The 17,738-nt window shown below is 56.8% G+C and carries 12 protein-coding genes and 2 pseudogenes; 5 read left to right on the top strand and 9 right to left on the bottom strand.

Going from position 1 to position 17,738, the window contains the following annotated elements; all coding sequences use genetic code 11:
* Window positions 1-41: 41 nt before the first annotated feature.
* From aspS to ACZ1HE_RS07315, 3 genes are all read right to left on the bottom strand, one after another.
* Window positions 42-1,826, bottom strand: coding sequence for an aspartate--tRNA ligase (gene aspS / locus ACZ1HE_RS07325; protein WP_472620183.1), 1,785 nt, complete (start codon window positions 1,824-1,826; stop codon window positions 42-44).
* A 193-nt stretch (window positions 1,827-2,019) separates the two neighbouring features.
* Entirely contained in the window at window positions 2,020-2,682 is a 663-nt protein-coding gene (locus ACZ1HE_RS07320; RefSeq protein WP_472620182.1) for an aminotransferase class IV family protein, read from the bottom strand.
* Complete coding sequence (locus ACZ1HE_RS07315; protein WP_472620181.1) at window positions 2,637-3,758, bottom strand: aminodeoxychorismate synthase component I; 1,122 nt, start codon at window positions 3,756-3,758, stop codon at window positions 2,637-2,639. Before ACZ1HE_RS07315 ends, ACZ1HE_RS07320 begins: the two co-directional genes overlap by 46 nt.
* Before the next feature lie 182 nt (window positions 3,759-3,940).
* On the opposite strand from ACZ1HE_RS07315, the gene carB reads away from it, so the two are divergent.
* A complete protein-coding gene (carB, locus tag ACZ1HE_RS07310) occupies window positions 3,941-7,285 on the top strand; it encodes a carbamoyl-phosphate synthase large subunit (protein WP_472620180.1) in 3,345 nt (1,114 codons plus the stop codon).
* A 163-nt stretch (window positions 7,286-7,448) separates the two neighbouring features.
* On the opposite strand, the gene ACZ1HE_RS07305 is transcribed toward carB, so the two are convergent.
* The gene (locus ACZ1HE_RS07305; protein ID WP_472624609.1) at window positions 7,449-7,640 is read right to left on the bottom strand and encodes a hypothetical protein; all 192 of its coding nucleotides are present in this window, start codon (window positions 7,638-7,640) and stop codon (window positions 7,449-7,451) included.
* On the opposite strand from ACZ1HE_RS07305, the pseudogene ACZ1HE_RS07300 reads away from it, so the two are divergent.
* Together ACZ1HE_RS07300 and ACZ1HE_RS07295 are read left to right on the top strand one after the other, a co-directional pair.
* Window positions 7,607-7,693, top strand: a pseudogene (locus ACZ1HE_RS07300) (hypothetical protein); the annotation flags it as partial. The gene ACZ1HE_RS07305 and the pseudogene ACZ1HE_RS07300 overlap by 34 nt on opposite strands.
* 60 nt (window positions 7,694-7,753) lie before the next feature.
* The gene (locus ACZ1HE_RS07295; RefSeq protein ID WP_472624389.1) at window positions 7,754-9,163 is read left to right on the top strand and encodes a sulfotransferase family protein; all 1,410 of its coding nucleotides are present in this window, start codon (window positions 7,754-7,756) and stop codon (window positions 9,161-9,163) included.
* A 115-nt stretch (window positions 9,164-9,278) separates the two neighbouring features.
* On the opposite strand, the gene ACZ1HE_RS07290 is transcribed toward ACZ1HE_RS07295, so the two are convergent.
* The 3 genes from ACZ1HE_RS07290 to ACZ1HE_RS07280 are packed head-to-tail and all read right to left on the bottom strand — an operon-like array spanning window position 9,279 to window position 13,832.
* Window positions 9,279-12,320, bottom strand: coding sequence for an efflux RND transporter permease subunit (locus ACZ1HE_RS07290; RefSeq protein ID WP_472620179.1), 3,042 nt, complete (start codon window positions 12,318-12,320; stop codon window positions 9,279-9,281).
* Window positions 12,321-12,330: 10 nt separating this feature from the next.
* Window positions 12,331-13,368, bottom strand: coding sequence for an efflux RND transporter periplasmic adaptor subunit (locus ACZ1HE_RS07285; protein WP_472620178.1), 1,038 nt, complete (start codon window positions 13,366-13,368; stop codon window positions 12,331-12,333).
* The gene (locus ACZ1HE_RS07280; protein WP_472620177.1) at window positions 13,365-13,832 is read right to left on the bottom strand and encodes a MarR family winged helix-turn-helix transcriptional regulator; all 468 of its coding nucleotides are present in this window, start codon (window positions 13,830-13,832) and stop codon (window positions 13,365-13,367) included. The genes ACZ1HE_RS07285 and ACZ1HE_RS07280 overlap by 4 nt, the downstream gene beginning before the upstream one ends.
* A 167-nt stretch (window positions 13,833-13,999) precedes the next feature.
* On the opposite strand from ACZ1HE_RS07280, the gene ACZ1HE_RS07275 reads away from it, so the two are divergent.
* Window positions 14,000-15,124 carry a beta-ketoacyl-ACP synthase III gene (locus tag ACZ1HE_RS07275; RefSeq protein ID WP_472620176.1) on the top strand — a complete coding sequence of 375 codons (1,125 nt, stop codon included), beginning with the start codon at window positions 14,000-14,002 and terminating at the stop codon, window positions 15,122-15,124.
* An 88-nt stretch (window positions 15,125-15,212) separates the two neighbouring features.
* Here ACZ1HE_RS07275 and ACZ1HE_RS07270 read toward each other — a convergent pair whose 3' ends face one another.
* Window positions 15,213-15,671 (bottom strand): hypothetical protein, encoded by a 459-nt coding sequence (locus ACZ1HE_RS07270; protein WP_472624387.1) that lies wholly within the window; start codon window positions 15,669-15,671, stop codon window positions 15,213-15,215.
* Window positions 15,672-16,049: 378 nt separating this feature from the next.
* On the opposite strand from ACZ1HE_RS07270, the gene ACZ1HE_RS07265 reads away from it, so the two are divergent.
* Window positions 16,050-16,628, top strand: coding sequence for a thymidine kinase (locus ACZ1HE_RS07265; protein WP_472620175.1), 579 nt, complete (start codon window positions 16,050-16,052; stop codon window positions 16,626-16,628).
* Window positions 16,629-16,775: 147 nt separating this feature from the next.
* Here ACZ1HE_RS07265 and ACZ1HE_RS07260 read toward each other — a convergent pair.
* A pseudogene (locus ACZ1HE_RS07260) lies at window positions 16,776-17,728 on the bottom strand (2-hydroxyacid dehydrogenase).
* Between the last annotated feature and the right edge of the window lie 10 nt (window positions 17,729-17,738).

Below are 17,738 nucleotides of genomic sequence, written 5' to 3'. Positions count from 1 at the left end.
TCAGACAATGGGCCGCTCAAATTCTTACGGTATCGCAGGAGTTACTGCTCTTGCGGAATGACCCGCAAACCCAACTCCATCAACTGGTCCGAAGTCGGGTCGGATGGCGCGTCCATCATCAGATCTTCGGCACGCTGGTTCATCGGGAACATCATCACTTCGCGAATGTTGGCCTCGTCCGCCAACAGCATCACGATCCGGTCGATACCAGCAGCACAGCCACCGTGTGGCGGGGCGCCGTAGTGGAACGCATTGAACAGCGCGCCAAAGCGGCTCTTGACCTCATCCGCGCCGTATCCAGCCAGTTCAAAGGCTTTGAGCATGATCTCGGGCTTGTGGTTTCGGATCGCACCCGACACCAGCTCGTACCCATTGCAAGCCAGATCGTACTGATATCCTTTTACGGCAAGGGGGTCGCCGTTCAGCGCGTCCATCCCACCCTGGGGCATCGAGAAGGGGTTGTGTTCAAAATCAATCGCACCGCTTTCTTCGTCCTGCTCGTAGATCGGGAAGTCCACGATCCAGGCAAAGGCAAAGCGGTCCTTGTCGGTCAGCCCCAACTCTTCGCCGATCACGTCGCGCGCCTTGCCCGCAACCTTTTCGAACGCCTTGGGTTTGCCGCCCAGGAAGAAGGCCGCGTCGCCCACGCCCAGACCCAACTGCTGGCGGATCGCTTCAGTGCGCTCAGGTCCAATATTCTTGGCCAGCGGGCCAGCCGCTTCCATCCCCTCACCCTGATCGCGCCAGAAGATATATCCCATGCCCGGCAAGCCTTCGCCCTGGGCAAACTTGTTCATCCGATCACAGAATTTGCGGCTGCCGCCAGTGGGTGCCGGGATGGCGCGGATCTGGGTGCCGTCCTGCTCGAGCAGCTTGGCAAAGATTGCAAAGCCAGAGCCACGGAAGTGTTCCGAGCAATCCTGCATTTCGATTGGGTTGCGCAGGTCAGGCTTGTCCGAGCCGTATTTCATCGCCGCTTCGGCATAAGGGATCTGTGGCCAGTCCTGCGGGGCGTCAACTTTCTTGCCGCCGCCAAACTCTTCGAACACGCCCGCCAACACCGGCGAGATGGTGTCGAACACGTCCTGCTGAGTGACAAAGCTCATTTCCAGGTCGAGCTGGTAGAAATCGGTAGGCGAACGGTCGGCACGAGGGTCTTCGTCACGGAAACACGGCGCGATCTGGAAATACTTGTCAAAGCCCGAGACCATGATCAGCTGTTTGAACTGCTGCGGGGCCTGCGGCAGGGCATAGAACTTGCCCGGATGCAGACGAGAGGGCACGAGGAAGTCGCGCGCGCCTTCGGGCGAAGATGCGGTGATGATCGGAGTCTGGAATTCGCGGAAGTTCTTGTCCCACATCCGGCGGCGCATCGAGGCGACAACGTCCGAGCGCAGAGTCATGCTCGCCTGCATCTTCTCACGGCGCAGGTCGAGGTAGCGATAGCGCAAGCGGGTTTCTTCGGGGTATTCCTGTTCGCCGAACACCATCAGCGGCAGTTCGTCAGCGGCACCCAGAACTTCGATGTCACGAATAAAGACCTCGATCTCGCCGGTCGAAATCTTTGCGTTGATCAGGCTCTCGTCGCGGGCTTTTACCTCGCCGTCGATGCGAATGCACCATTCCGAGCGGACCTTTTCGATCTGTGCAAAAACGGGACTGTCGGGGTCCGCCATGACTTGCGTGACGCCATAGTGGTCGCGCAAGTCGATGAAGAGTAGCCCGCCGTGATCGCGCACGCGGTGCACCCAGCCCGAAAGGCGAACGGTTTCACCAACGTTGGATTTGTTCAGGTCGGCACAGCTGTGCGAACGATAGGCATGCATGTCAGATATCCCTTGGGGGCGTAATAAGCGTCGGGCCGATACACCGCGCCAGCACACAGAAGTCAAGGGAGAGCAGCGTTTCCACAGGCGCGTGGACAGATTTTTGGAAAAATCCGGTTTGAGGGGGCCAGCCCCTCTTGGCCTAGCGCTAGTTAACCCCCGGGGTATTTGGGGCAAGAGGAAGAATAGGGGCTTAGTTCGACGGCCCGCCAGGTTCCTGATAGGTGACCCCGATCTGCCCGCGCAGTGAATTCCCGACGGTGACCCATTGGGCTTGCTCCAAGTCTGTTGGTGTTACAACCTGCTCGATCACCTTGTTCTCTTCCAAAAGCCTTTGACGCAGTACGCCAGGCAGGCATCCACCGCTCAAGGGAGGCGTGACAACCAGCCCTGCATGCAATTTGACAAAGACGTTGGTGATCGTGCCTTCGCATACTTCATCGCGTTCGTTCAGAAACAAAAGCTCATCCACGCCTTTGGGCAAGTTGGCGCGGGCCTGGTCATAAAGCGCACGACGAGTGGACTTGTACCGCAGCCAGATGTCATCGGAGTTGATCTGTTGCTGGGCGATTTGCACGGTCCATGATCTGGCTACTGGACCGAGAGGAACGGTGGTGATGTCAGTGTTTCCCGTAACATCCAATGTAAGACGCGCCCGCAAAGCCTCGGTTGCCTTTATTTTGCCAATAGAGGCTTCGGTTGCGCGGCGATCAAAGCCGATATTGAACACTTTTGCGGAACGCTCCAAGCGGCGTAGATGACGCGACAGGTTGTGCGGGCCGGTTTCCGGGTCGATCCGAAAGGTTTCAATCAGGCGGAAGTCAGGCTCAGCTGGCTTGCGAAACGGGCTTTCCATAAGGCTTCCTCATACTCTGACGGGGCTGTGCTGTCCCAAACGACGCCGCCACCCACGTTCAGCGTGGCATTTGCCCCTTCAACCAAAAGTGTGCGGATCGACACGTTGAATTCGGATCGCCCATCGGGGGCGGCCCAGCCGATAGTGCCGCAATAGATGTCGCGTGGCCAAGGTTCCAGATCAGACAGAAGCTCCATCGCGCGGATTTTTGGCGCGCCGGTGATCGAACCGCAGGGAAACAACGCGCACAGGATATCGGCAAGTCCTGTATTTGGGTGTAGTTTGGCCCGAACCAGCGAAACCATCTGATGCACGGTCGCATAGGTTTCCACCTTGAACAGTTCGGGCACATGGACCGAACCGGGCTGTGCCACACGGCTGATGTCATTGCGCAGCAGGTCCACGATCATCAGGTTTTCAGCACGGTTTTTTTCATCCACAGACAAAAACGACTTGCGGCGCGCATCCTCGGCCGTATTGGCGCTTCGGGGTTGCGTGCCTTTCATCGGCCGGGTCTCGATCACACCAGTTGCATCCGTGCGAAAGAACAGCTCGGGCGAGCGACTGAGGATATCGGGCAGACCTTTTTGGCGAACAAGAGCGCCGTGGCCGACAGATTGGCGCTCAGACAGCGCCGCATAAAGCTTCTCAGGTGTGCCCTCCACCTCGACATCTATCGGAAAGGTCAGGTTGGCCTGATAGATGTCGCCCGCCCCGATCGCGTCATGCACCTTGGCGAATGCCTGCCCATATCGCGCCTCATCCCAACGCGGCCCAAACGCAGTGATGCCACCGCCAGCAGCGGCCAAAGGTCGCTGAACGGGCGCTCCATAGACGCCCATGCAAATCAGCGGCAATTTGCGACCCTTGGGCATCCTGCCTGCCAGTTTGGCCTCCAACGCATAGCCAAGCTCGTAACTGGCATAGCCCGCCACCCACGCACCGTTCTTTTGAGCGGCGTCGATTTCACGCAATGCATCAGATACATGGCATGGTTCATCCGCCCGCACCACATACACCGGTTCGGCAAATGTCGTCCCCGGACCCGCTGGCCCCTGATCAAAGCGTATCTGCAATTTCGACCCCATTTCGGCAGGCTTGCCGTATACTCAAATCCGTGCCGACGAAAAGGGGGAATGCGGCGAATAGCGGTCATATTGCGAAGGCCCTTGCACCTTTTCGCGCGGTCCCTATAACGCAGGACAATTTGGGCGCTTGGGCGGTGCCCTGACTCGCGGACAATCGAAGGAACCAGGCCATGCCGAAGAGAACCGACATCCAGTCGATCATGATCATTGGGGCGGGCCCCATCGTTATTGGTCAGGCTTGCGAGTTTGACTATTCCGGCGCACAGGCCTGTAAGGCGCTGCGCGAGGAAGGCTACCGGGTTATTCTGGTGAACTCGAACCCCGCGACGATCATGACTGATCCCGGCCTTGCAGATGCGACCTACATCGAACCAATCACGCCCGAAGTTGTCGCCAAAATCATCGAAAAAGAGCGCCCCGACGCTCTGCTGCCGACCATGGGTGGGCAAACTGGCCTGAACACCTCGCTGGCTCTGGAAGAAATGGGCGTGCTGGACAAGTTCAACGTCGAAATGATCGGCGCCAAACGCGACGCCATTGAAATGGCCGAAGACCGCAAGCTGTTCCGCGAAGCTATGGATCGTCTGGGCATCGAAAATCCCAAAGCGACCATCGTGACCGCCCCCAAGAAAGATAACGGCGCTGCCGACCTGGACGAAGGTGTCCGCATTGCGTTGGAAGCACTGGACGATATTGGCCTGCCCGCGATCATCCGCCCCGCCTTTACCCTGGGTGGCACCGGTGGCGGTGTGGCCTATAACCGCGACGATTACATCCACTTCTGCCGCTCGGGCATGGATGCCTCACCGGTGAACCAAATCCTGGTGGATGAGAGCCTGCTGGGTTGGAAAGAGTACGAGATGGAGGTCGTGCGCGACACCGCCGACAACGCCATCATCGTCTGTTCCATCGAAAACGTAGACCCGATGGGTGTGCACACCGGCGACTCGATCACCGTGGCCCCGGCGTTGACGCTGACGGACAAAGAGTTCCAGATCATGCGGACCCATTCCATCAACGTTCTGCGTGAGATCGGCGTTGAAACCGGCGGTTCGAACGTACAGTGGGCCGTGAACCCCGCCGATGGCCGTATGGTCGTGATTGAGATGAACCCGCGCGTATCGCGTTCCTCGGCGCTGGCGTCCAAGGCAACCGGTTTCCCGATTGCCAAGATCGCGGCAAAGTTGGCCGTGGGTTACACTCTGGATGAGCTGGACAACGACATCACCAAGGTCACGCCCGCATCGTTCGAGCCGACCATCGACTATGTTGTCACCAAAATCCCGAAGTTTGCCTTCGAGAAGTTCCCCGGCTCCGAGCCTTACCTGACCACCGCCATGAAATCGGTAGGCGAGGCGATGTCGATTGGCCGGACCATCCACGAATCCCTGCAAAAAGCTCTGGCCTCGATGGAATCGGGTCTGACCGGGTTCAACGAGATCGAAATCCCCGGCCTGACCGTGGGTGTGTGGGACGAGGCCGACGACAAAGCATCGGTCATCAAGGCGATCAGCCAGCAGACTCCCGACCGCATGCGCACCATCGCACAAGCGATGCGCCACGGTTTGACGGATGATGAAATCCACGGCGTCACCATGTTCGACCCCTGGTTCCTGGCCCGCATCCGCGAGATTGTCGATGCCGAACGCGACATTCGCAAAGACGGCCTGCCTGTGACCGCCGAAGGCATTCGCGCGCTCAAGATGCTGGGTTTCACCGATGCCCGCCTGGGCGAGCTGACCGGCCGCGACGAAGACAACGTTCGCCGCGCCCGTCAAAACTTGGGCGTCACGGCCGTATTCAAGCGTATCGACACCTGCGCCGCCGAATTCGAAGCGCAGACGCCCTACATGTATTCGACCTATGAAGCGCCCATGATGGGCGAGGTGGAGTGCGAGGCGCGCCCCAGCGACCGCAAAAAAGTCGTCATCCTGGGTGGTGGTCCGAACCGGATCGGTCAAGGCATCGAGTTCGACTATTGCTGCTGTCACGCCTGCTTCGCACTGACCGAAGCCGGGTATGAGACCATCATGATCAACTGCAACCCCGAGACTGTGTCGACTGACTATGACACTTCGGATCGCCTGTATTTCGAGCCGCTGACGTTCGAACATGTGATGGAAATCCTGACGAAAGAACAGGAAAACGGCACCTTGCACGGTGTGGTCGTTCAGTACGGCGGACAGACACCGCTGAAACTGGCAAACGCGCTGGAGGCCGAGGGCATCCCGATCCTGGGCACCTCGCCCGACGCCATCGACTTGGCCGAAGATCGCGAGCGGTTCCAAGCGCTGGTGAACGAACTGGGTCTAAAACAGCCCCGGAACGGCATCGCCTCGACAGATGCGCAGGCGCTGGAAATTGCAGACGACATCGGCTTCCCGCTGGTGATCCGCCCGTCCTACGTTCTGGGTGGCCGCGCGATGGAAATCGTGCGCGACATGGGCCAGCTGGAACGCTATATCGCCGAGGCGGTTGTGGTGTCCGGTGACAGCCCGGTGTTGCTCGACAGTTATCTGGCGGGCGCTGTCGAACTGGATGTGGACGCGATCTGTGACGGCACCGACGTGCATGTCGCGGGCATCATGCAGCACATCGAAGAGGCCGGTGTACACTCGGGCGACAGTGCCTGCTCGCTGCCGCCCTACTCGCTGTCGAAAGAGATCATCGCCGAGATCGAAGCGCAGGCATTCAAACTGGCCAAGGCGCTCAACGTCGTAGGTTTGATGAACGTGCAGTTCGCCATCAAGGACGATGAGATCTATCTGATCGAGGTCAACCCCCGCGCCTCGCGCACCGTGCCGTTTGTGGCCAAAGCTACCGATAGCGCGATTGCGTCGATCGCCGCGCGCGTGATGGCGGGCGAGAAGCTCGCAAGCTTCCCCAAGCGTCCCGCGTACAAGGAAGGTCAGGACACCAAGATCGCTGACCAGATGACGCTGGCCGACCCCAACATGCCGTGGTTCTCGGTCAAAGAGGCGGTGATGCCTTTTGCCCGCTTCCCCGGCGTCGACACCATCCTGGGCCCGGAAATGCGCTCAACCGGTGAAGTCATGGGCTGGGACCGCGACTTCCCGCGCGCCTTCCTCAAGGCGCAGATGGGCGCGGGCATGGTGTTGCCGTCTGCAGGCCGTGCTTTCATCTCGATCAAAGACGCCGACAAGGGCGCGCTGATGCTTGAGGCGGCGCAAGTACTGGTGGCACAGGGCTTTACCCTGGTCGCAACCCGCGGCACGCAAAGCTGGCTGGCGGAACAGGGTGTGCCCTGTGACACCGTCAACAAGGTCTACGAGGGCCGCCCGGACGTGGTCGACATGCTCAAAGACGGTCAGGTGCAACTGCTGATGAACACCACCGAAGGCGCGCAGGCGGTCGAAGACAGCAAGGCCATCCGCTCTATCGCTCTCTACGACAAGATCCCCTACTTCACCACCGCCGCGGGCTCACATGCTGCAGCGTTGGCGATCAAGGCGCAAGCCGAAGGCGACGTTGAAGTAAAGTCGCTACAAGGCTGACCCTGGTCTTACCACAAGCCCTGGCAAGAGATTGCCAGAGCTTGTTTCTTTCGAGCTCCCAATGGCCCAGACGCACCTTGTCAAGCGCATTGCTCGCAGGCAGGTTCAAAGCAGACAGCAAAAGGAGCCGCCATGTCCCTGCAAAATGAACTGAACCGCTTGTTCAGCTTGGTGAGTCAGGGAAAGTCCAAAAAGGCCCTTGCTCAAGCAAAGGCGGCCATACGCCGATATGGTCAACATCCTGCTCTTTTTCATGTTTCCGCTCTTGCTCAATGCGCAGCAGGAAAACAAAGAGAGGCCATACCAAATTTCCAAAAAGCGTTGAAACTTGACCCGGACTTTCATGATGCGGCAAAGACGTATGCCACCGCTCTGATTAATCTTGGTCAAGCAAAACAGGCTGTTAGCGTGTTGCGCCGCGCATCTGCAGCCTTACCTGATGATCCTGCAATTGCAAAACTCACGGCCTTGGCCAAATTTTCCGAACGCCAACTTGACGCGGCGACCGAGGCAGCAACGCACTTTTTGCAACTGCAACCCGACGATGTGCAGGGTTATTTACTTCGCGCTGACATACTTGAAGCAGGCAATCGCCTGAAAGAAGCTGCAGAAGACGTCGAGCACGCAATTGCGAAGATGCCCAACGACCCCGAACTTTGGATCAGGCTGAGTATGCTGAACGCTGAGCGTGGTGAACACGATGCTGCATCGCAGACCGCAGAACAGGCCGTGAGCATTGCGCCAGACTATCCGCGCGCCATCATGCAACAGGCAAATCTATTGCTGGGAGCCGGGTTTCGCAGCGAAGCCATCCAAGGGTATCGCCGGGCACTGGCTCTCAATCCCGGTGAACCGGAAACGATTGATCAACTGGCAAAACTTCAGACTGCCGAAGACAACGCAGGCCTGGAGCCTTCTGTGGCGAGCCTTTTCAAAAGTGCAAAGGGTCGAAACCGGGCCATTCTTGGGTTTGCACTCACGGCTATTGCCGAGCAAAAGGGCGACAACGCAGCAGCACAGTCTTACCTCTCTACAGCCAATCGTGAAATGGCAAAGCTCACCCCCTACTCGCGCAAATCCGAACAGACAGTCAATGACAAGATCATGGGTCGGTATGCCGATGTCAAACCCCCTGAGCAAAGTGAGAGCCACAAGGGCCCCTGCCCGATCTTCATCCTTGGCCTACCTCGTTCAGGGACGACGCTGATCGAAACGATTTTGGGCAACCATCCCGACATATCCCCATTGGGTGAAAGAGACAGTTGCGACTTGTTGTATCCAGTTGTTGACGGCAATCTTGTCTTCGACAAAACGGCGGCGGACGAATTTGTCAGACGTGACCAAGCTGAGTTGTCAGAAGAGGCCAAGAGCAGCAGGTTCTATACCGACAAGATGCCCGAGAACCATCGCATGATCGGCTTTCTAAAGACCGCGTATCCCGACTGCCGTATCATACACGTCAAAAGAGACCCACGCGACACCGCTTTGTCGATGTGGCGCGCTCGTTTCGCGGATGGGGCGTTGGCCTATACCTATGATTTTTCAGATATGGCGCATCGCTTCAATTTGTACGCAGAGATGATGCAAATGTGGCAGCGCCTGTATCCCAACGAGATCCATGTTGTGCACTACGAAGACGTGGTCTCTGACCCCGTATCTGTCAGCAAAAGGTTGGCAGATTTATGTGATGTGACCTGGCTGGACGCGATGGCGAATCCCGAAACAAGCGCAAACACGGTAAGAACACTGACAGCGTACCAACTGCGCCAACCCGTGCACAGTCGATCAGTTGGAAAGTGGCCAGGCCAGGAGGATCTTCTGAAACCTTTCCTTGATGGCCTTGACCCCAAACTCTGGCCGGAATTGGCTGCAGTCTGAGTGGAGGTCAGTGATGTCATCATCTCTTGCTCCAAGACTGTTTCAGACGTGATGGACACCTAAAAGACCAAGTGCCTAACGGTTAGCCCTCCACTCTAGCGGAGGGCCTTCCTAATCATGACGCTCCCATCTCGCGCTTCTCGTCCCGTGCAAAAAACACCAGATAGAACACCGGTGCTGCGATCAGGGTCAGGATGGTGGCAAAAGCCAGACCGCCCATAATCGTCACCGCCATCGAGACAAAGAACGCATCCGTCAGCAGTGGGGCCATTCCAAGGATCGTGGTCACGGCGGCCAGCATCACAGGACGCAGACGCGAGACTGAGGCCTCGACAATCGCCTCTCGCAAGGGCTTGCCCTCTGCGCGTACCAGATCGATTTCCTCGACCAGAACAATGCCGTTCTTGATCAGCATACCCGAGAGGCTGAGCAGGCCCAACAATGCAGTGAATGTGAACGGCAGACCTGTGCCAAGCAATCCGATGACGACACCGTTCACCGACATTGGCACCAACAGCCAGATGATCACCGGTTGACGGATCGCGTTAAAAAGCAAAACCGAAATCAGAACCATGATGATAAGGCTGAGCGGCAGCTGACCGGCCAGGCTTTCTTGTGCATCACGCGAACTTTCGAACTCTCCGCCCCACTCCAGCTTGTAACCCGGCGGCAACTCCATCGCCTCGACGGTTTCGCGTACTTCGGCGTGAACCTGGGCTGCAGTCAGGTCGGGTGGGATGTCGGCGCCCACGGTGATGGTCGGCACACGATCGCGGCGATGCACGAGCGTGTTCATGACCTCATACTCAAAGCCATCAACCATCTGCTCGACCGGCACGAATTTCTCTGACACCGGCGAATAGACGACCTGATCGACAATACTGTAATCGCCATCGGCAGGGCGTCGTACAATGATTGGGATCAAGCGCTCTCGTTCGCGGAATACACCGCCGCGCGCCCCGTCTGTTGAGAACAGCAGCATGTCGGCAATGTCATCGCGGGTTACGCCCGCTGTTTGCGCCCGGTTGGTGGCATAGATGGGCCGAACCGCCAATTCCTGCTCACGCCAATCTGTGCGAATACCGATCAGGTTGTCGGATGCTGAAGTCATGCGCTGGCTGGCCTCAGCGGCCAACTCGCGCAGAACCTGCGGGTCGCTTCCTGAGAACCGCGCCTGGATCGGGTCCCCTCCGCCGGGGCCAAAGACCAACCGCTTGGTGCGGAATTCGCCCTCGGGGAATTTTGCAGTTCCGAACGCCTCTAGATCCGCCTGCAGCGCCGGGATGTCATCCAGCGTTTCCGTGCGAATGATCATATGCCCATAGCTGGGGTTCGGCTTTTCCGCCGAATAGGTCAGCATGAACCGCGTCGCCCCCTGCCCCACGAAGGTCGTCACGGATACCACATCGTCACGCTCGGCCAGCCATTCTTCGACCTTACCCAGATGGTTCGACGTCAAGTCGATGGGCGTGCCCTGCGGCAACTTGTAGTGGACAAAGAACAGCGGAGTGTTTGAATTCGGGAAGAACTGCTGCTTCATCAGGCCAAACCCCATGAAACAGGCCGCCGTGATGGCGACAAGGCCCGGGATCACCAACCAGCGCAGCTTCAGCGCCGCGCGCAAGGTTGCGCCATAGGCGCGGAAGATCAGCCCACCATAGGCGTCGCCTTCATCCCCTTTGCCCTGCTTAAAAAAGTAGTGACCCAAAAGCGGCGTCACCGTCAGTGCCAGCACCCAGCTGAGTAGCAGCGAAATACCGATCACCGCAAAAAGCGAGAACAGAAATTCGCCAGTCGCATCCGGACTGAGTCCAATCCCAGCAAAGGCCATGATACCGATAACCGTCGCCCCTAAGAGCGGGATTTGTGTCTTGCCTGCTGCTTCATCCGCAGCCTCGACCGAGGTCTTGCCACGTCGCATGGAGATCTGCATCCCCTCGGCGACGACGATGGCATTGTCGACCAGCATCCCCATTGCAATGATCAGCGCCCCTAGCGAAATGCGCTCCATTTCGATCGAGAAGATCGCCATGAACAAGAGCGTTCCCACCACGGTCAAAAGAAGCGTCGAGCCGACAACAATGGCCGCACGCCACCCCATAAAAATGGCGAGCACCGCGACGACGATGGCGACTGACATGGCAAGGTTCACCAGGAAGTTGTTCGAGGCCTCTTCGACCACCAGATGCTGCTGATAGATTGGCAAAACGTTGACCCCATAGGGGATATCACTGTCCAATTCTGCCATTTTTGCGTCGACACGCTTGCCGACCTCAACAATGTTTTCCGTGGCTAGGCCGGCAATGCCCAAGGTGAACGCCTCTGTACCGTCAAACCGCACAATCAACTCGGGGTCGGTTTGACGCCCGCGATAGACATTCGCCATGTCGAAAAGGTTGATAACCTTACCTTGGGTTCCGACCGAAAGCCCGGCAATAGCAGAAACTGTGTCCGAACCTTCCGCTGTCAAAATCTGTGTTTTACCGGTTTCAGAGCGCACAATGCCAGAATCCTTGACAGAATCTGCAGTCGCAATCGCATTGGCAATCGCGTTCAAAGGAACGTTCTGGTTAACCGACAGGGACAGGTCCGGTTCCACAAAAATCGCTTCGGCTGGAAGCCCGGAAACCTCGACATCAGCCACGCCACTAACGGTTAAAAGCTCTCGGCGGAGAAAGGTGGCAAGCTCATGTTTCTCGGCATCTGTATACCCGTCCGCGGTTACCGCATAGAACAGGCCAAATACGTCTCCGAACGCATCGTTGACATAGGGTTGGCTGACCCCCTGCGGCAACCCTCGAGCGGCGTCCCGCACCCGGGCACGGAGTTTGGTCCAAATCTCGGGGAGTTCGGTTCCGTCATAAGTCGATTTGATTTCGACTTCGATCAACGACTGTCCCGGCTGATTGACCGATGTGATCTTGTCGACCTCACCCATCTTCTGAATGGCCGATTCCAATGGCTCAGACACTTCGAGCGCGACTTGCTCGGCTGTCGCACCGGGATACTGCGTGGCAATCACTGCCTGTTTGATGGTGAATGCCGGGTCTTCCAGTCGACCCAGAGAGGTGAACCCCCAAATCCCACCAAACAGAGAGATCAGGATGATCAGCCACGTGTAGAGAGGTTTTTCAATGGATGCGCGTGCAATCTTCATGGCTCGGCCTTCAATTCGCAAAGCCGGTGAAGCGACGCACTGCTTGTCCGTCGGTCAACGCGCTCCCCCCGGTGGCAACGATCTCGTCCCCATCTGACAATCCGCTAGTGACGCGCACGTTGCCTGATACGGTGGGTTCTATGTCTACTTTGGTCCACTGGACCGTACCGCTTTCCTCTCCGCTTGCTTCGAACACCATCACACCAATTTCACCATTTGGCGTGGTGACCACAGAATTAGGCGGAATCACGATGCCGACACGACCGTCCTGAATATGCGCAGTGACCGTTACAGACGAACCGGGAAGGATCTGGTGATTTTCAGGCGGGGTCAGCCCGAAGTTGATGCGAAAAGTCTGCCCCACGCTCGAGGTTTCAGCGTCGAACTCACGGATCTGCAATGGGAAAACTTCGTCGCTGAAGGGGAACTTTGCTGTAATCGTTACGTCATCCTGTTCCCCAGCCCGCTGAAACAAGATCTCGGGAACATCCACTTCGATGCGCAATTCGGACATGTCATGAATGCGCACAATCGGATTGCCTGACGCAACAGTTGTAAAGGCGGCCACGTTGCGACGCGAGATCAAGGCGTCAAAGGGCGCGGTCAGTGTTGCATGTTCCAATGCATATTCCGCGTCGCGCAGAGCAATGGAAGCAAGAGCTGAATTCGTTTCGGCATCATCCAGTGATACCTGGCTGACCGTTGTGCCCTTCAGGCGGCTCAATCGGGCAACGGTACGATCAGCCTGTTCCTTCTGCAAACGCGCTCGTTTCAACTGCAGTTCAAACGGCTCTTGGTCCAATTGCGCAATCAACCCACCCTTGGGTACAACATTGCCCTCGGTCACCGGGAACTCGACAATCTGTCCGGCGACCTGAAACGCCAGATCAACCGACTGTCGGGCCGCCACTTGACCAAAAAATTGTCTGGAGAATCCGGGAGACGTTTCCGAAACTCGAAGGAGCTTTACGGGCTTGGGCGTGTCCTGCGCAGCCAAGGGCGCAGCCAGAATGGCCAATCCGAAAGCAAATGTGTGGAGGAGTTTCATTTCTTTAATCCTTCGGGAATACCTGTCTTGAGTATATTGTCACGGATCTTGCGGGCCAATCGCGCGAAATCCTCTGTTTCTTGTGGGTTCAGCCCCGAGGCATGGCGAAACAACTCACCCGCCTTGGTCACCAGATCACTTCGCGCAGCTTCGCCCTGCTCGGTCAGAACCAAAAGCCAGGCGCGCCGGTCGTCGGGATCTCTTTGTCGCACGATGTACCCCGCCCGCTCCAGGGCATCAGCCGACGCAGTAATTGTCGACGGAGCCATCATCATGTCGCAGGCCAATACGCCCATCCGCTTGGGGCGATCCAACTTGATCAACAGGTGACATTCTTGCTGGGTCAGGTCAGCGCGAAGGTCATCAATGCTTTCCTCTACTTTCCAGTAAAGCGCATAGACCCCCATCATTGACTGAATTTCCGGGCTGAGCCCATCCAGCACAAAAGATTCGTCTTCGGTCATCATGTCTGCCCCAACATATTTGGGCGATATACTTCATTTTTCAAAACATTCAACAATCGAAGCAAGAAATTCACGGCATCCGCAGGGTTCCGCTGGGGAACCTCCTCTTGATCCAAAGCCATTATGCACGCATTTTGTGCAAATCCGGCACATTTCAGGAGTCCGCAATGTACACACCCGCGATCACCGGGACTGGCGTTTTCACACCAGAGCAAGTCATCACAAACGCCGAACTGGTCGAAGCCTTCAACGCCTATGCGGACAAGATGAACGCCCTGAACGCTGACGCGATAGCGGCAGGCGAAATCGAACCGATGCAACATTCGTCAGAAGAGTTCATCATCAAGGCGTCCGGTATCGAACGACGGTTCGTCATGGACAAATCTGGAGTGCTTGACCCGGATGTGATGCATCCCTTGCTGCGTCAACGCAGTGATGATGAACCCGGGATCATGACCGAGATGGCCGTCGACGCTGCAAACAAGGCATTGCAACAAGCAGGTAAAACGGCCGCAGACGTGGACGCCGTGATTTGTGCCGCTTCAAACCTGGAACGGGCCTATCCAGCGGTGGCCATCGAAATACAAGAGGCTTTGGGGGTCAAAGGGTTTGCCTTTGACATGAATGTCGCCTGCTCCTCTGCCACCTTCGGTATTCAGGCCGCAGCGGACATGGTGCGCTCGGGCTCGATTCGGTCAGCCCTCGTGGTCAATCCCGAGATTTGCTCGGCCCATTTGGAATGGCGCGACCGGGATTGCCATTTCATCTTTGGCGATGTGGCCACTGCCACATTAATCGAACGAGTCGAGGACGCTACCGGCCCGCACTTTGAGATCTTGTCGACCCGTTGTGCAACCGAGTTTTCGAACAATATCCGCAACAACAACGGTTTCCTGCGCCGATCACGGCCCGACGGTCTGAAGGACCGGCGCGACATGCAGTTTATGCAGAACGGTCGAAAAGTGTTCAAAGAGGTGCTGCCTATGGTCAGCCAACACATCACCGAACACATGGAAGACAATAATGTCGTCAACACCGATCTGAAACGCATCTGGCTGCATCAGGCCAACAAGTCCATGAATGACTTCATTGGCAAAAAGGTCATGGGCCGAACGCCAGAAGCTGGCGAACAACCCAACATCCTGCAAGACTATGCCAATACATCCTCTGCCGGATCGATTATCGCGTTCTCGCAGAACTCGGATGACCTTGCCGATGGCGATGTTGGGCTGATTTGCTCATTTGGCGCGGGCTACTCTGTTGGGTCGGTCATCCTGCGCCGCCACACCTGAGCGTCTGCCCTTTCGAACTTTCGCACGTTCAGTCAAAAAGGCGCGCAAACGGCGCGCCTTTCGCGGCGAACAACTCGAATTGAGTTGATTAAGTGCTTTCTTCTTCCAGATGCAGTTTCATGTCGATCAACACCTGCTGCAATGCAACCGTTTCGCGGAGCAATCGTTTGGCTTCGTTTACGGTAATGATACCGTCTTCGATGGCGGACTGATACTCGCTCATCAGCATTGCAAACCTTTGGCTGAGCGCGATTACATCCGCGTTCACACCACCATTTCTCTCCTGGTTCGGCTGACGATCATCATATGACAACGTAATGTTTCGCAATTCGGCCAAGGCCGACGTGACATGTGGATAAGAAGACGCAGCCTCCAGTCGACCTACCGCATCTACCGGCATAAAACGGTCAGCATGCTCTGCATTTTCAGAATAGTATCTACCGAGTGTCGCTTTGGACTTTCCGGTCAGTTCACAAGCAGCCTCAATTCCAACATCCTTGACCAATGCTTCGGTGTGTTTCTTGAGGTAAGACCCGATATCGGCCATCTGCAACCTTTCCCAAACCATCAGGCCCGCCCCGTTGCGTAGGGGAAAGGCCCGAAATATTTCCCATTCATGAGTTCTAGTCCAAATGTCATACATTGGCTATCCCTCAGGTTTTCAGGGGTTTTAAGAGTGAGTGAGCGGCCGCTTCTCGGGCCGGTAACGAGTGGATGTCCAGGCAGGTTTCCTAGCACTGGCTTCAATGGTTAAACATCGCGCCGCGATGCAGGGTGCCATCATCGGACAACTGCGTGCTGTCCTTCCCCAGTAAGCCCGTCTTACGGACTCTCCCGTCCCGGTGATGGCCCCGTTACGGTTTTTTGTCCCACCTTTGTGACTGACATCTTGTCCCGTTCGCAGCGGCACCTTAGACCGTGACACATGGCCAAGCTCTACTTCAACTATTCAACCATGAACGCTGGTAAATCGACGGTTCTGCTACAGGCGTCGCACAACTACCGGGAACGTGGAATGGACACATATCTGATGACAGCCGCATTGGACGGCCGGTCAGGTGTCGGACGCATTGCTTCGCGGATCGGTATAGAATCGAAAGCGGATGTCTTTGGTCCCGAAGATGATGTGTTTGCAATGATTGAGCGCAGGCTGTCGATTGGTTCGGTTGCCTGTGTTTTTGTCGACGAAGCACAATTCTTGAGTGAGTCGCAGGTATGGCAGTTGGCCCGTGTTGTTGACGATCTGAATATTCCTATTCTTTGCTATGGCTTGCGAGTTGACTTTCAGGGGAAGCTGTTCCCCGGATCGGCAACGCTGCTGGCTCTGGCCGACGAAATGCGCGAAGTTCGAACAATCTGCGAATGCGGGCGCAAAGCGACCATGGTCATCCGACAGGACGAAAATGGGAACGCCCTGCTCGAAGGCGATCAGGTGCAGATCGGCGGGAACGAAACCTATGTCTCACTCTGTCGAAAACACTGGCGCGAAGCGGTGGGGGAATAAGGCCTAAACCCGTTCCCACGCACCTGCCCCATACTTCGGTCACCGATGCCCAAAGCTTATTTGAGCATCCCTTGCATCGCACCACCGGCCCCGGCGGCCAGGAATATTATTGATGCTGTCCATCTGGCTGGAGCGAACTGATTCCCGCTACTCAACCCTATTTGGCAATTCGGAGCGGGTCACAAAGGCCGCAACGTTGTCCAGCGCCATGTGACCCATGTTGCTCCGCACCTCTTCGGTTGCCGTGCCCAGATGAGGCAACAATACCGTATTTTCCAGATTGCACAGACGATCTGGAACGGAAGGTTCAAATTCATACACGTCCAAACCTGCACCACCGATTTCACCTGCCTCAAGGGCAGATATCAGGGCTTGCTCGTCCACAACTTCGCCGCGGGCAATATTGATCAATAGCCCCGTTGGCTTCATTGCGCTAAGGACCGACCTATCAATCAGATGTCGCGTTTCCACGCCACCCGGAACAGAGACAACCAATACATCCACATCCCCGGACAGCTCGTGCAGGTTTTCGGCACGATGCGCGGGAAACTCTAGGTTTTTTGGCTTCTTGCAACATAACTTACATCCATGCCGAAACCGAAGTGGCACCTACGAGCTATTGCCTGACCAATACGGCCCATTCCAACGATGCCTACGGATTTTCCGGTGACATGAAGACCTAGCATCTGGGTGGGGTTCCAACCTGACCAGGATCCAGCTCGCACAAGGCGTTCACCCTCGCCCGCACGGCGCGCGGTCATCAGAATCAGGGTCATGGCTAAATCAGCCGTCGCATCCGTGACAGCGCCCGGTGTGTTCGTCACTGCAACCCCTACCGTTCGGGCAGCATTCACGTCGATATGATTGTATCCAACACCAAAGTTCGCCAATAGACCGCACCTTGGTTTGGACACGGTTTCAAATACCTCTGCGGAGAACTGATCTCCAAGCGTTGGCATCACGACGTCAAACTCTGTCAGTGCCCGGTGCATCTCTTCCAGGGATAATGGTAGGTTGCTGTCCCGTATCTCGACGTCAAATTCACGCTTGGCGCGCGCCGTGACTTGGGCAGGCATCGGGCGTGTGATCCACAGTTTCATCAGTGCATCC

The sequence above is a fragment of the Falsiruegeria sp. JB4-1 genome (assembly GCF_055693495.1).
Note: the sequence above shows the minus strand (reverse complement) of the source record. Positions and strands in the feature narration are given on the sequence as shown.